Here is a 13,905-nt window from a genome sequence, read left to right on the forward strand (position 1 = left end):
ACTTGCACCAGGCCGCCCACCGGGTCGCAGGTCAGTCCCAGATTGTGTTCCATGCCGATTTCCGCCGCATTTTCCACTTGTTCCGGCGTGCCGCCCATCACCTCGGCCAGCGCGCCGGCGGCCATGGAGCAGGCCGAGCCCACTTCGCCCTGGCAGCCGACTTCGGCGCCGGAAATGGAGGCATTGAGCTTGAACAGGATGCCAATCGCCCCGGCAGTCAGCAGGTAGCGCACGATGCCGTCTTCGCTGGCGCCCGGCACAAAGCGCGAATAATAGTGCATGACCGCCGGGATGATGCCAGCCGCGCCATTGGTGGGCGCGGTGACGACGCGGCCACCGGCGGCGTTTTCCTCGTTCACGGCCAGCGCATACAGATTGACCCAGTCCATCACCGTCAGCGGGTCGCGCAGCGCGGCTTCCGGCGCGGCCAGCAGTTTCTGGTACATGTCGGCAGCACGGCGTTTTACCTTCATGCCACCGGGCAGGGTGCCTTCGCGCTGGCAGCCGCGTTTGACACAGGCTTGCATCACCCCCCAGATGGTCAGCAGGTCGCGGCGCACTTCTTCCTCGCTGCGCCAGGCCAGTTCGTTTTCCAGCATGATCTGGCTGATGCTCTTGCCCTGTTCCTTGCACAGCGCCAGCAGTTCGGCGGCGCTATTGAAGGGGTGCTTGAGTTCGGTGACGCCCGGCGGGGTGAAGCCGGCCTCGATGGCCGCCTCGTCCACCACGAAACCACCGCCCACCGAATAGTAGGCGCGCTTGGACAGGCTGTTGCCTGCGGCGTCGTAGGCTTCAAAAATCATGCCGTTGGGGTGGTAGGGCAGGGTCTTGCGCTTGTGCAGGATCAGGTCTTCGGCCTCGTTGAAGGCGATGTCCTGCTGGCCCAGCAAGTTCAGCCGCTTGCTGCTGCGGATTGCTGCCAGCAAGTCCGGCACGGCATCGGTATCCACCAGGTCGGGCAGTTCGCCCGCCAGGCCCAGCAGCACGGCGGTGTCCGAGCCGTGACCCTTGCCGGTGGCACCCAGCGAGCCATACATCTCGCTGCGTACGCGGCGGGTGGCGGCCAGCAGGCCGTCCTTGTCCAGCCGGGCGACAAACTGGCGTGCGGCGCGCATGGGGCCGACGGTGTGCGAGCTGGACGGGCCGATGCCAATCTTGAACAGGTCGAAAACGCTGATAGCCATATTGCTCTCTTGTCTGCTGCGGGCAGGCCGTTTGCGGGCGCTGCCGGTGTTTCGGATGCGGGCCGCCTGTTATTGGAAGCGGCCCCTTGATGTAGGTGTCAGCCTGTCATGTTTTGTGCGTGCGGACTGTTCTGCTTCCGGCCATCAGGCGTCGCGAAGCGTCTGATCCGCTGTTGTTTGCGGCAGTAAATGCCGTGTGCGTGACGGCTCATGGTGGCTGGCGCAGCGATGGCAGGCAGGGCGGGCGAGGGCAGGCAGGCTCCATCGCTCGCAAACCGGGCAGGCCGACGCATGCTGACATGATGCAGTCACTGCCCCCTCTGTCCTTTTGCCTGAGAGATTGCGACCGCAGGGCTGTCTCAGGCTGCTGACAAGGTAATTTGACAGGATTGCGCAGGAGCCGCGCCTTCCGGCGCGCGCATTGATTCCGCAGCCTTCCTGTCTGTTCCCGATACCCCGCCCTTGTCCTGACTATTGAAGAAGGGAGCCGCGCTTGCATTTCAGAAAGCGCGAGGGGTTTGTCAACAATCTTCGACAACGCGTGCTGTCTTTTCCTTCGGCGAGGCCGGGCGTACTGGCCCGGTCCTTCTCTCCAGAGAGCCAGACGACGGCGCGGTTCTTTTGCCTGAGAGTTTCTGGGGCGATACCCCTTCGGCGTCACCGCAAAGGTGATCTCTCCCGCGCCATCCAGTACGGCTGGCTGGCACTGTAGATAAGCCGGGAATGGCTGTCAACGCCAATATTGACGCGGGTTTTGATGTGCGCTTGCAGCATGCGCCGGCGCATGAAAAAAGCCGCCTGCAGGAGCAGGGCGGCCAAGGCGGGTGAGGTGGAAAATCAGTGTGCGACAGTAAAGCGCTGGCGGCTGTGACGCGGTGTTTCCGCTTCGTCGACGATGGCAACGGCGAGGTCGGCCACGCTGATGCCGGCGGGGGCTTCTCCATCCATCAGCAGCGTATCGCCACCCAGACGGTACTGACCGCTACGCGCGCCCGGCGCCAGCATGGCCGGCGGCGACAGGAACACCCAGTCCAGCGCGGTTTCCTGTTGCAGGTCGGCCAGTGCCTGGCGCGCGCCTTTGGCGCCTTCCTTGTATTCGGCAGGGAAGTGCGGGGTGTCGATCAGTTGCACACCCGGTGCCACGTACAGGCTGCCGGCACCGCCCACTTCCAGAAAGCGTTTCACCCCTGCCTGTTTCACCCCGGCAACAATGGCGGCATGGCCCTTGAGGAAGAGGGCGCGGATATCGGCCTTGTCCCAGCCGGGATTGAAGGCGCTGATCACCATGTCGTGGCCGGCCACGGCGCTGGCAATGGCGGCGGCATCATAGGCATCGGCCTTGACGGCGTGCAGTTGCGGGTGGGCGGGCAGGCGCTCCGGACGGCTGACAATGGCAGAAACCTGATGCTGGCGGGCCAGCAGCTCTTGCAGAATGGCCGAGCCAACAAAACCGCTAGCGCCGATCAGTGCTATTTTCATCTTGCTTTCCTTTCGATAATGGATGGAAGCAACTGTAATCGCTTGCTGATCTGCTGATAATCCGGCGATACTGCCATTAATAAATTAGCTGAACTTAATAATATGGAAATGTTACGGCGTATGGCGGTGTTTGCCACCGTGGTGGAGCAGGGCTCGATGATTGCCGCTTCGCGGCAGCTGGGCATGACGCCTTCGGCAGTGAGCCAGCATATCAGCAAGCTGGAAGCCGAGCATGGCGTGTCCTTGTTGCACCGGACCACGCGCAGCCTGACCCTGACCGAAGCCGGCAGCCTGTTTTACCAGGGCTGTGCCGACATGCTGGCGGCCGCCCAGCTGGCCGAGCAAAGGCTGAGCGAGCTGCGCGATGCACCGGTGGGCGAGCTGCGGCTGGCGGCCCCCACCGGTTTTGCCGGCCCCATGCTGAGCGAGGCGCTGGCGCCCTTGCTGGCGGCCCATCCCCGGCTCAGCCTGAAGTTGTTCTTTCATGACGAGATGATCGATCTGGTACAGCATCGTATCGATCTGGCCTTGCGCGCGGGCGACTTGAAAGACTCCAGCCTGGTGGCACGCCATCTGGCGGACTGGGATAGCGTGCTGTGCGCTGCGCCGGCCTATCTGGCCCGCCATGCGCCGATTACCCAGCCGCAACAGCTGACCGAGCACCAATGGGTGATGCTGGATCATCAACGCAGCCAGAGCTGGTTGAGCATGGAGAATGCGCAAGGGGTGGTGGTACGGCCCGAGGTGGGTGTCCGGGTCAGCAGCAATAATATCCTGGCGGCGCGCCAGTTTGTGCTGGCCGGCATGGGCTTGTCGATCCAGCCGGAGCCGGAAATCAGGCAGGAACTGGCCGATGGCCGCTTGCTGCGCATCCTGCCCGAATGGCGTTTGCCGGCGCTGGGCATTTATGCGGTGACGCCCAGGCGTGATGCACAGCCGGCCAAGGTGCGCTATGCCATCGACGCACTGCGCCAGCGCATGCAGCAGCGCAGCCCTGTGGCGGCATGAGCGGCCAGCGCGTCAGCCAGGGCTGGCGCGCCGGTCACTCAAACCTTGTTGCTGCAAGGCTGCTGTTCCAGCTGGGTCAGCAGATCCATCACCTGGTCGGAGGCCTCTTCCATACGTTGCAGCGCCTGTCTGGCCTTGGCGAAATCCTTGGCGTGGAAGGCGTTCAGTGCCTCCTTGCCGGCATTGTGCACATTGGCATGCGGGGCTTCCAGCTGCATGAACTGGCTGTTACCCTTGCATTCCTGTGCGCCACGGCCTTCGTAATACCACTTGCCCAGACGGCAATGCTGGTGCGAGGACACCTTGTCTGCCGCCAGGTCGTGGTAGCCGATGAAAGCCTTGTAGATGTCCAGCTTGAACACCACATGGTCGAGCTTGACCACCTCCATGAAGCTGGTATTGGTGCCCTGGGCGATGACCCGTGCCATCTGTTCGCTCACATCCACCATGCTGCGGATGGCAGCGGCGGTTTCCAGCCCGGTATCGCGGTAGCCGGCCACTTGTCCTGCTGCTTCGGTGACTTGCTGCTTGGTATTGAGCGAGGCGCTTTCCACATCGCTCACCAGAGTGGAGATCTCATTGGTGGCATTGGCCGTGCGCTCGGCCAGCTTGCGCACCTCGTCCGCCACCACGGCAAAGCCGCGGCCCTGTTCGCCGGCACGGGCGGCCTCGATGGCGGCATTCAGCGCCAGCAGATTGGTCTGGTCGGCCACGTCCTTGATCAGCTGCACAAACTGGCGGATCTGCCCGGTCTTGCTATTGAGCGAGTCCATGGCTGCGGCGGTTTTCTGCTGCGCCTGGGCGATTTCGTCGAAACTGTGTGCCAGCGTATCCACCGCGCCACGGGTGTGGTGCAGGGTGGTGACGGCATCGGCCGCTGCGCCGAAATGGCTTTCCATCAGCGCCGCCAGCTCGGCAAAGGAGCCGCGGATGCTGGACAGGCTGTTGCAGAAATCGCCAAAAGGTTCCACATAGCTTTGATTGCGCTGGTTCTGGCTTTGCTGGGCATTGACCTGCTGCTCGGCCTGCTGGCGCGCCTGTTCGCTGTCCTGCAATTGCCGCTGGCTTTGCTGGAGTGCGCCTTCCAGTTCTGCTACCCGATCCTGCAGTTGCTGGATGCGCTTTTTGTGACCTGATCCAAACATTCTTGTATCTCCCTCTGATGGCTAGTCTGCTTTATTAGAATATTAATGAATTTTTTTTAAGGCTTTGCCGCGTTCAACCCAGGCCTGGCCAAGCCATAGTCCTGCCCGAGATTTGGCCGGGTCATGGTCGGCCATTTTCTGCTGACTGGGCACGATGCTGTAAATTTATGTTGTAAATGATATCGCCAGTGGGCTGCGCTGTCTTTGTGTCATGTCATGGGACTTGCATCATCCTGCCGTTTCTTGCCGGTTGAGTGTGCTTGGTCAATTTCATGTTTCTGATAAGTAATGCGTTTTTTCTTGCTTAGTTTTCCGATGGCTGCTTGCTAGATTGGTGTCCAGCAAACAAACCCACCATCACGGAAAACACCATGACACAAGCCAAGACCAAGAAGCTTCGCCTCTCGCTGATTGCCGCTTCCCTTGCCCTGTTCGGCAGCCTGGCCCATGCGGGCGATGCGGTGACGATTGCCTACCAGACCGGCATCGACCCCACCAAGATTCCGCAAGCCGACGGTACTTATGAAAAAGCCACCGGCAGCCAGATCAACTGGCGCAAGTTTGAAAGCGGCTCCGAAGTGATTGCCGCCGTGGCCTCCGGTGATGTGGTGATTGGCAACCTGGGCTCCAGCCCGCTGGCTGCTGCTGCCAGCCGTGGCCTGCCGATTGTTACCTTCCTGGTGGCTGACGAAATCGGCGATGCCGAGGCACTGGTGGTGCGCAATGGCAGCAAGATCAGCAAGCCGCAGGACCTGATTGGCAAGAAAGTGGCCGTACCTTATGTGTCCACCACCCACTACAGCCTGCTGGCCTCGCTCAAGCACTGGAAGGTCGACCCGACCAAGGTGAATGTGCTGAACCTGCGTCCCAGTGAAATCACCGCTGCCTGGCAGCGTGGCGACATTGATGCCGCTTATGTATGGGACCCGGCACTGGGCAAGATCAAGGCTAACGGCAAGGTGCTGACCAGCTCGGCGCAAGTGTCCAAGTGGGGTGCACCGACTTACGATATCTGGATCGTGCGCAAGGACTTTGCCGATGCCCATCCGGAATTCGTCAACAAGTTTGCCAAGGTATCGCTGGATGCCATCGCCGGCTATGTGGCCAACCCCAAGGCCTTTATTGCCAACAAGGACAATATCGACAAGATCAGCCGCCTGACCGGCGCGGCTCCGGCCGACGTGGTGCTGGGCTTGCAGGGTAACCGCTTCCTCACCCAGAAAGAACAGATTGCCCTGCTGCAAAAGCCTTTCGTGCAGGCGGTGGCCAATACCGCGGCCTTTTTGAAATCGCAGGGCAAGGTGGACAGCCTGCAGGCTGATTACAGCCCCTATGTCAGCAACCAGTTTGTCAAGGCAGCGAAATAATCATGGCCATCCTCTCCGCCCACAAGGTGAGCGTGCGCTATCCCGGTCAGGACCGGCCAGCCTTGTCCGAGGTGTCGCTGGACATCGGCCCGGATGACCTGACCGTGGCCCTGGGGCCGTCCGGCTGCGGCAAGACCACCTTGCTGAACCTGTTTGCCGGATTTGTCCAGCCGGATGGCGGTGAGGTGCGCTTTGGTGAGGCCAAGGTAACCGGGCCGGGTGCCGACCGCGCCGTGGTGTTTCAGCATGACGCGCTATTGCCCTGGTTGAATGTGCGCGACAACGTGGCCTTTGGCTTGCGCCTGCAAGGCGTGGCCAAGGCCGAACGGCTGGCGCGGGCCGATGAGGTACTGCGCCTGGTCGACCTGCCGGAAGCTGGCCGTCGCTATAGCTGGCAGCTGTCCGGCGGCCAGCGTCAGCGCGTGGGGATTGCCCGCGCACTGGCCAGCCATTCCCAGGTATTGCTGATGGACGAACCCTTTGGCGCACTGGATGCCTTTACCCGTGAGCAAATGCAGGAACTGCTGCTCAAGGTGTGGCAGCAGGCGCGGCGACGCATTTTCCTGATTACCCACGATATCGAAGAGGCGCTGTTTCTGGCCACCGAACTGGTGCTGATGTCGCCGGGACCGGGCCGCATTGTCCAGACCCTGCGTCCGGGCTTCAGCCAGCGCTATCGCGCCGGTGAATCGGCGCGGGCCATCAAGTCCGATCCGGCCTTTATCGCGCTGCGCGAGCAATTGCTGGCCACCTTGTTCGACCATCGCCGTCAGGCCGAGGAGATTGCCGCATGAATGCACTGGAACACACGCTGGAGCAAAAACTGGCTGATGTCGCCATCAGCAAGCCGGTGCCGGATGAACTGCCGGCCAGCAGCCGCGCGCCGCGCAACAGCTGGTGGCAGCAATACCGCCGTGGCTGGCTGAGCCTGACCAGCCTGTTGGCAGTATTGGGCGGCTGGTGGGGGCTGTCGCACAGCGGGGTGGTGCCGCCGCTGTTTCTGCCGGCACCCGAAGCGGTGGTGGCCAAGCTGATCACCGTCAGTACCCAGGGCTTTATGGATGCCACCTTGTGGCAGCACCTGGCGGCCAGCCTGCAGCGCATCGTACTGGCCTTGCTGGCAGCGGTGTTGCTGGGTATCCCGCTGGGCGTGCTGATGGGTGTCAGCCCGGTGGCGCGTGGCCTGCTGGACCCGCTGATCGAGGCCTATCGCCCGGTGCCGCCACTGGCTTATCTGCCGCTGATTGTCATCTGGTTCGGCATTGGCGAGTTGTCCAAGGTGCTGCTGATTTTCCTGGCGGTACTGGCCCCGGTCATTATTGCCACCAGTCACGGTGTGGCACAGGTCAGCCGTAACCGCCTGCGTGCCGCCCAGACACTGGGGGCCAGTCGCAGTCAGTTGCTGTGGTTTGTCATCCTGCCGGAAGCCTTGCCGGAAATCCTTACCGGCATCCGCATTGGCCTGGGGACCGGCTGGTCCACTCTGGTGGCGGCCGAGCTGGTGGCAGCCACCCGTGGTCTGGGCTTTATGGTGCAGTCGGCGGCGCAGTTCCTGGTGACCGATGTGGTGATTCTGGGCATTGCCGTCATCGCGGTGATTGCCTTTGCGCTGGAACTGGGCTTGCGCCTGTTGCAGCGACGCCTCGCCCCCTGGCATGGTCAGCTGGATTAAGACCCGCTAACAAAACCCCCGGGCCTGCGTTGCACCTCCTTGCCGTACTACTTGTACTGTCTGCGTCGGCGCGCCTTGGCTCGGGTTCTCTACGAGGTTTTGTTAGTGGCTCTAAAGAGACTTCATGGCCACTGCCTGCGGCGGCGGCCAGAACCGAATACTGCAAGGAATACAAGATGAGTCTGAAGCTTACCCGTTTGTCCCCGGCGCTGGGTGCGATTGTCGAAGGTGTGGATCTGGCACAGCCGCTGACTGACAGCCTGCAGCAGGAGATACAGCAGGCCCTGCTGCAACATCAGGTGCTGTTCTTCCGTAATCAGGACATCAGCCCGCGCCAGCAGCGCGATTTTGCCGCCCGCTTTGGCGATCTGCACACCCACCCCATCTACCCGCAACATCCGGATGCACCGCAGGTGATGATTCTGGACACCGATGCTTTCGACCTGAAGGACAATGCCATCTGGCACACCGATGTCACCTTCATCGAAACACCGCCTGCCGCTGCGGTGCTGGCCGCACGCTTGCTGCCGGAGTTCGGCGGTGACACGCTGTGGGCCAGCAGCTTTGCCGCCTGGGATGCGCTGTCCGACCGGCTGAAAACCTTGCTGGAGGGGCTGACCGCCACCCATGACTTCACCAAGACCTTCCCGCTCAAGCGCTTTGGCCTGACGCCGGCCGACCGGGAAAAATGGGAACAGACGCGGCGTGACAATCCGCCGCTAAGCCATCCGGTGGTGCGTACCCATCCGGTGAGCGGGCGCAAGGGCCTGTTCGTCAATGGCGGTTTCACTACCGAAATCAACGAGCTGCCGGAAGAAGAGGGCGCCGCCTTGCTGGCCTTCCTGCTGGCCCATCAGGCGCGGCCGGAATTCACCATCCGCTGGCGCTGGCAGGCTGGCGATGTGGCCTTCTGGGATAACCGCTCTACCAGTCATTATGCGGTGGACGATTACCGTCCCAACCGCCGCATCATGCACCGGGCTACCATCCTGGGTGACAAACCGTTCTGAGTCAGTGTGTTGCGCGGCTGAAATGACAAAAGCCACCCCGCGGGGTGGCTTTTACATGGCTGGCAGCTGGGGGCTTATTCGACAAAGCGCATCTTGAACAGACGGCCCTTGATCTTGCTGACCGACAGGCGCTCGAAGGCTTGTTCGGCGATGTCGCGCTGCAGGGCGACAAAGCTGGCACCCTCCAGTACGTTGATCTTGCCCACATGGCTGCCGGCAATGCCGCCGTCACCCGTCAGCGCGCCCAGAATGTCACCCGGACGCAGCTTGTCACGTTTGCCGCCGGCAATTTCCAGCGTCACCATGGCCGGAATCAGCTGGCCGCCCGGTGCCGGGGTCAGTTCGCTGACTTCGGCCCAGGTGAGCGGGGCTTTCTGGTAATCCTCGATCTGCACCAGACGGCGCGCGTCGTTTTCGCAGGCCAGGGTCATGGCCAGGCCGTGCAGCTCGCCGCGGCCGGTACGGCCAATGCGGTGGATGTGGATTTCCGGATCGTGGCTTACGTCCACATTGATCACCAGGTCCAGTTCCTTGATATCCAGCCCGCGTGCCGCCACGTCGGTGGCCACCAGCACGGTGGTGCTCTTGTTGGCAAAGCGCAGCAGGATCTGGTCGCGGTCGCGCTGTTCCAGGTCGCCATACAGCGCCAGCGCGGAGAAGCCACGCGCTTGCAAATCCTTTACCAGCTCCTTGCAGCGTTCCTTGGTATTGCAGAAAGCCAGTGCCGAAGCCGGGCGCACATGCTGCAGGATGCGGGTGACAGTTTCCAGCCGCGTTTCCGGCTTCACCTTGTAGAACCATTGTTCGATATGGTCGCCGCTGTGCAGGGCCTGCACCTTGACTTCCACCGGCTGGCGCAGGAACTGCGCGCTGGCCTTGCGAATGGTGTCCGGGTAGGTGGCGGAGAACAGCAGGGTCTGACGCTGACGCGGGCAGGCACGCACGATGCCGACGATTTCCTCGATAAAGCCCATGTCTATCATGCGGTCGGCCTCGTCCAGCACCAGCATTTTCACATTGGACAGGTCCAGCGACTGGCGGAACAGGTGATCCTGCAAGCGGCCGGGGGTGCCCACCACGATGTGCGCACCGTGTTCCAGCGAGCCGCGCTGCGGGCCCATGGGCGAGCCACCGGTGAGGGTGACCACCTTGATATTGTCGATGCTGCGTGCCAGACGGCGGATTTCCTGTGCCACCTGGTCGGCCAGTTCGCGCGTGGGGCACAGTACCAGGCCCTGCACGGCAAACCAGCGCGGATTGATGCCGGCCAGCATGCCCAGACCAAAGGCGGCGGTCTTGCCGCTGCCGGTCTTGGCCTGGGCGATCAGGTCGCGGCCTTCCAGAATCACCGGCAGGCTTTCGGCCTGGATGGGGGTCATGCTGTGGTAACCCAGGCTGTCCAGGTTGGAGCGCAGGGCTTCAGGCAGGGCGGTGAGGCTGGAAAAGGCGATTTTTTTCACGGACTTGGCGATATCACGACAGAAACGGGCTGGCAGTGTAACAGCTGGCGGCGTATTGGCCAAACCGGCTGTTGCGGATGTGGCGCTGGCTGGCTGCCTGGCAGAAAAAACGCCAGTGGGCCGGGGCGCACTGGCGTGGTCGGTCATGCAGGTCTGCTACACCTTGAAACGGGCTACCGAATCGTTCAGCCCGCCTGCCAGCTGTTCCAGCTCCTCGGCAGAGCGCACGGTGTGCTGGATGGCCGTGTCATTGGTATTGGCCAGCTCGGCAATGCTGTCGATATTGCGGGTGACGCGTTCGCTGGTTTCGCGTTGTTGCTCGGTCACCTGCACGATCTGGCGCAGGCCATTGCGCACGGCCGTGGCGGAATCGCTGGCCGACTCCAGCACACTGGCCACTTGCCCTGCCGACAGATGGCTGGCTTCCAGCGAGCTGAGGCTGGCGGCCACCGCCTGGCGTACCGCTTCGGTCTTGTGGTTGAGCGCCCCGGTCACGGTATCGATTTCGCGGGCCGACAGGGCGGATTTTTCCGCCAGCTTGCGTACTTCATCCGCCACCACGGCAAAGCCGCGTCCGGCTTCGCCGGCACGGGCGGCTTCGATGGCGGCGTTCAGCGCCAGCAGATTGGTCTGTTCGGCGATGTCGCGCACCTGTTGCGTCATGCTGGTGATGGAGCTGGTGGACTTCACCAGCTCGGTTTCGGCTTCGGCCATCATCTCCACCGCCTGCTGCACCTGGTTGACTTCCTGTTGCAACTGGGTAAGGTTGCGGCGGCCCTGTTGCGAGCGCTGCAGGCTTTCGTCCGACTGTTCCAGCACCTGTTCGGCATGGCGGGCGATTTCGCCAATATGCTGGGCCAGCTGCTCGACGGCTTGCGCCGCATCCTGCGACTGGGCGTTCTGGGTGCGCGAGCTGTCTGCCAGCTTTTCCGCGCCATCGCTGAGCTGGCCGGCGGAAGAGGCTACCGTGCGGGCGGCACTGCCTACCTGTCTGACCAGCTCGGCAATCGAGCCCAGCATCTGGTTGAACAGGCTGGCAGTCTGGCCGATTTCATCCTGGTGGCGCACCTCCAGCCGCCGGGTCAGGTCGCCTTCGCCCTTGGCCAGTTCGGCCAGTCCGCCGGCCATGGCCTGTAGCGGACGGGTGACAAAGCTGCGGATGAAGAAGAACACCACGGCCATCAGCGGCAGCGAGGCGACAATGGCGAACAGGATGCTCTGGTTGCGGAACTGGGTGACCGAGGCATAGGGTTTTTCCAGCGAAATACGCATGCTGACCGCACCCAGCGGCGTGCCGGCACTGACCTGGTGACAGGCCATGCAATTCTTGCCCAGATAGTTGCTGGCGGCGCGCGCCGGGTACACCACGTGCAGGTGTTCGCCCAGCTGCGGGGTGGATTCGATGGCGATATAGGGCTGGCCGCTGGCCAGCGCTCCTTTCTCGGCCTCATCGGCGGCGTGCGCCTTGTCACCGGCATTGCCGGGGCCAAACTGCTTGCTGACCGCATCGCCACGGATTACCCGCAACTCGCGCACCGCAGACAATTCCTTGATCTGATCGAGAAACACATCGCGCTGGCCTACCGTGCCGGTCATCATCATGCCGGTGAGGCCGGCCAGGGTCATTTCATTCATGCTGCTGGCCAGATCCTTGGCCTGCGATACCGCAATATCGCGGCTGACCGTGGTTTCCCAGGCAATCAGCCCGCTCCATGCCAGTACCAGGCAGCACCAGATGGCGCTGGTGAGTCTTAGCCAGATTGGCCATTCGGAAAATTTTTTCATTGCAAACGGGAGCCCCGCCTCCTTTGTTGTTGCTTATGTTTTTTTACCCGGCTAACAAAATAGCCGGGCATTCCTGTGGCAAGCGGCGCTGGCCCCGGCAGCAGGACTGCCAGGGGGCGCAACACACAGCAGGTTTTTGGTGTGCGACTCTTATTGAGCCGTCATGGCCTGTAACAGCGGCCAGCGTAACGTACGTCATATTACCTGTGCTTGGTTTAAATCAAATTTCTTTCCCCGATGGCAGTGTGGGAAGGATGCGGCTTGGGAGAACGCGTGTTTTCTGCAACAATCCCGCCTCAATCAACAGGCAGCACGCTGATGCGGCACCGGCACGGTGGGCTCAGTGGCTGTCGGCCACCAGTCAGGAGTCCCTATGCAGCAGCCCCCGTCCTCATCCAGTGTCGCCATCATTGGTGGAGGTCCGTCCGGCCTGATGGCAGCCGAGGTGCTGGCTGCCGCGGGCGTGGCGGTCACGGTGTATGACGCCATGCCGTCGGTGGGGCGCAAATTCCTGCTGGCCGGGGTGGGGGGGATGAACATCACCCATTCCGAGCCCAAGGCGGACTTTCTCAGCCGCTATCGTGAGCGTGAGGCTGAGCTGGGCAACTTGTTGCAGGATTTTGATGCCGACCGGCTGCGCGAGTGGGTGCATGGGCTGGGGGTGGAAACCTTTGTCGGCAGTTCCGGCAAGGTATTCCCGCGCGAGATGAAGGCCGCTCCGCTATTGCGTGCCTGGCTGTCGCGCCTGCGCGAAGGCGGGGTGCAGTTCCGCGTGCGCCACCGCTGGCTGGGTTGGGGCGAACAAGGCGCCTTGCGCTTTGCCACGCCGGAGGGCGAGCTGGAAGCCCGCCATGCTGCCGTGCTGCTGGCCCTGGGCGGTGGCAGCTGGAAGAAGCTGGGTTCGGATGGCAGCTGGCTGCCGCTACTGGCCGCGCGCGGTGTGGCGGTGCGCGAGCTATTGCCAGCCAATTGCGGCTTTGACTGCCACTGGACGCCGCATTTTGCCGACAAGTTTGCCGGCCAGCCGCTGAAATCGGTCACCCTGGAGTTTACCGACCTGGCGGGCAAGACCGTGCGCAAGACCGGCGAGTGTGTGGTCACCCGCCATGGGGTGGAAGGCAATCTGATCTATGCCTTTTCCGCCGCACTGCGCGATACCCTGCTGGCGCAGGGCTCGGCCACCTGCTATCTGGATTTGCTGTCACAGAAAAGCGCCGAACAGGTGCTGGCGGAAGTGACCCACCCGCGCGGCTCGCGCTCGCTGTCCAGCCATCTGCAAAGCCGGCTCAATCTCAAGGGTGTGCGCGCCGGCCTGCTGCGCGAGTGCCTGAGCAAGGAGGCTTTCAACGACATGCAGCAACTGGCTGCCGGCATCAAGCGCCTGCCGCTGACGGTCCATGCCACGCGCCCCATCGACGAGGCCATCAGCACCGCCGGGGGTGTGCGTTTCGAGGCCATGGATGAGCGGCTGATGCTCAAGGCCTTGCCCGGTGTGTTCTGCGCCGGAGAAATGCTGGACTGGGAAGCACCGACGGGTGGCTATCTGCTGACCGCCTGCCTCGCCAGTGGCCGTGCGGCCGGCCTGGGCATGCTGGACTGGCTGCGTGCTGCCGCGGCAGTGTGATGTGCTGCTGTACTGATCCTGCATGAGCAAGGGCGGCGGCATGGGCCTTGGCTGATGCAAGCGCCCATGCCAGCATGCGCGTTTTAGCGCAGCCTCTGTGCCGGCAGCTGCTGGCTGTTCCCAGCCCTGCCTTGTACCCAATCCCGTGGCTTCCATCCATGGCGGCCTTGG

General features: G+C 62.6%; 11 protein-coding genes and 1 riboswitch. Of the genes, 6 read left to right on the top strand and 5 right to left on the bottom strand.

What is annotated here, in order from left to right; all coding sequences use genetic code 11:
• Both JHD64_RS17550 and JHD64_RS17555 read right to left on the bottom strand, forming a co-directional pair.
• Positions 1-1,184 (bottom strand): L-serine ammonia-lyase (locus tag JHD64_RS17550; protein ID WP_199054584.1); only part of this gene is annotated, 1,184 nt, incomplete at its 3' end.
• Between the two features lie 603 nt (positions 1,185-1,787).
• Positions 1,788-1,875: riboswitch (glycine riboswitch) on the bottom strand.
• Positions 1,876-2,021: 146 nt separating this feature from the next.
• Positions 2,022-2,663 carry an NAD(P)-dependent oxidoreductase gene (locus JHD64_RS17555; RefSeq protein WP_199054586.1) on the bottom strand — a complete coding sequence of 214 codons (642 nt, stop codon included), beginning with the start codon at positions 2,661-2,663 and terminating at the stop codon, positions 2,022-2,024.
• 108 nt (positions 2,664-2,771) lie between these two features.
• Between JHD64_RS17555 and JHD64_RS17560 the strand changes: the two genes are divergently transcribed.
• Complete coding sequence (locus tag JHD64_RS17560) at positions 2,772-3,671, top strand: LysR family transcriptional regulator (protein WP_199054589.1); 900 nt, start codon at positions 2,772-2,774, stop codon at positions 3,669-3,671.
• 38 nt (positions 3,672-3,709) lie between these two features.
• On the opposite strand, the gene JHD64_RS22345 is transcribed toward JHD64_RS17560, so the two are convergent.
• A complete protein-coding gene (locus tag JHD64_RS22345; RefSeq protein ID WP_110313294.1) occupies positions 3,710-4,816 on the bottom strand; it encodes a methyl-accepting chemotaxis protein in 1,107 nt (368 codons plus the stop codon).
• Positions 4,817-5,187: 371 nt separating this feature from the next.
• Here JHD64_RS22345 and tauA point away from each other — a divergent pair, with 371 nt between their 5' ends.
• The 4 genes from tauA to tauD all read left to right on the top strand — a co-directional run bounded on the left by tauA (position 5,188) and on the right by tauD (position 8,865).
• A complete protein-coding gene (gene tauA / locus JHD64_RS17570; RefSeq protein WP_199054591.1) occupies positions 5,188-6,183 on the top strand; it encodes a taurine ABC transporter substrate-binding protein in 996 nt (331 codons plus the stop codon).
• A 2-nt stretch (positions 6,184-6,185) separates the two neighbouring features.
• Positions 6,186-6,977: a taurine ABC transporter ATP-binding subunit gene (gene tauB, locus JHD64_RS17575; RefSeq protein WP_199054593.1), complete on the top strand. Its 792-nt coding sequence runs from the start codon at positions 6,186-6,188 to the stop codon at positions 6,975-6,977.
• Positions 6,974-7,855 (top strand): taurine ABC transporter permease TauC, encoded by an 882-nt coding sequence (gene tauC / locus JHD64_RS17580; RefSeq protein WP_199054595.1) that lies wholly within the window; start codon positions 6,974-6,976, stop codon positions 7,853-7,855. Before tauB ends, tauC begins: the two co-directional genes overlap by 4 nt.
• A gap of 176 nt (positions 7,856-8,031) precedes the next feature.
• A complete protein-coding gene (gene tauD, locus JHD64_RS17585; protein ID WP_199054602.1) occupies positions 8,032-8,865 on the top strand; it encodes a taurine dioxygenase in 834 nt (277 codons plus the stop codon).
• A 74-nt stretch (positions 8,866-8,939) separates the two neighbouring features.
• On the opposite strand, the gene dbpA is transcribed toward tauD, so the two are convergent.
• Both dbpA and JHD64_RS17595 read right to left on the bottom strand, forming a co-directional pair.
• Positions 8,940-10,325: an ATP-dependent RNA helicase DbpA gene (dbpA, locus tag JHD64_RS17590; RefSeq protein WP_059286178.1), complete on the bottom strand. Its 1,386-nt coding sequence runs from the start codon at positions 10,323-10,325 to the stop codon at positions 8,940-8,942.
• A gap of 156 nt (positions 10,326-10,481) precedes the next feature.
• The gene (locus JHD64_RS17595; protein ID WP_199054604.1) at positions 10,482-12,110 is read right to left on the bottom strand and encodes a methyl-accepting chemotaxis protein; all 1,629 of its coding nucleotides are present in this window, start codon (positions 12,108-12,110) and stop codon (positions 10,482-10,484) included.
• Positions 12,111-12,483: 373 nt separating this feature from the next.
• Here JHD64_RS17595 and JHD64_RS17600 point away from each other — a divergent pair, with 373 nt between their 5' ends.
• Positions 12,484-13,734: a TIGR03862 family flavoprotein gene (locus JHD64_RS17600; RefSeq protein WP_199054605.1), complete on the top strand. Its 1,251-nt coding sequence runs from the start codon at positions 12,484-12,486 to the stop codon at positions 13,732-13,734.
• Positions 13,735-13,905: the final 171 nt, after the last annotated feature.

The sequence above is a fragment of the Aquitalea sp. ASV15 genome (assembly GCF_016429115.1).
Taxonomy (GTDB): Bacteria; Pseudomonadota; Gammaproteobacteria; order Burkholderiales; family Chromobacteriaceae; genus Aquitalea; species Aquitalea magnusonii.

Bases quoted from the DNA above. Each gene is read 5' to 3' on its own strand.
- JHD64_RS17555 (WP_199054586.1), bottom strand. From the start codon at position 2,663: ATGAAAATAGCACTGATCGGCGCTAGCGGTTTTGTTGGCTCGGCCATT.
- JHD64_RS17560 (WP_199054589.1), top strand. From the start codon at position 2,772: ATGTTACGGCGTATGGCGGTGTTTGCCACCGTGGTGGAGCAGGGCTCG.
- JHD64_RS22345 (WP_110313294.1), bottom strand. From the start codon at position 4,816: ATGTTTGGATCAGGTCACAAAAAGCGCATCCAGCAACTGCAGGATCGG.
- tauA (WP_199054591.1), top strand. From the start codon at position 5,188: ATGACACAAGCCAAGACCAAGAAGCTTCGCCTCTCGCTGATTGCCGCT.
- tauB (WP_199054593.1), top strand. From the start codon at position 6,186: ATGGCCATCCTCTCCGCCCACAAGGTGAGCGTGCGCTATCCCGGTCAG.
- tauC (WP_199054595.1), top strand. From the start codon at position 6,974: ATGAATGCACTGGAACACACGCTGGAGCAAAAACTGGCTGATGTCGCC.
- tauD (WP_199054602.1), top strand. From the start codon at position 8,032: ATGAGTCTGAAGCTTACCCGTTTGTCCCCGGCGCTGGGTGCGATTGTC.
- JHD64_RS17595 (WP_199054604.1), bottom strand. From the start codon at position 12,110: ATGAAAAAATTTTCCGAATGGCCAATCTGGCTAAGACTCACCAGCGCC.
- JHD64_RS17600 (WP_199054605.1), top strand. From the start codon at position 12,484: ATGCAGCAGCCCCCGTCCTCATCCAGTGTCGCCATCATTGGTGGAGGT.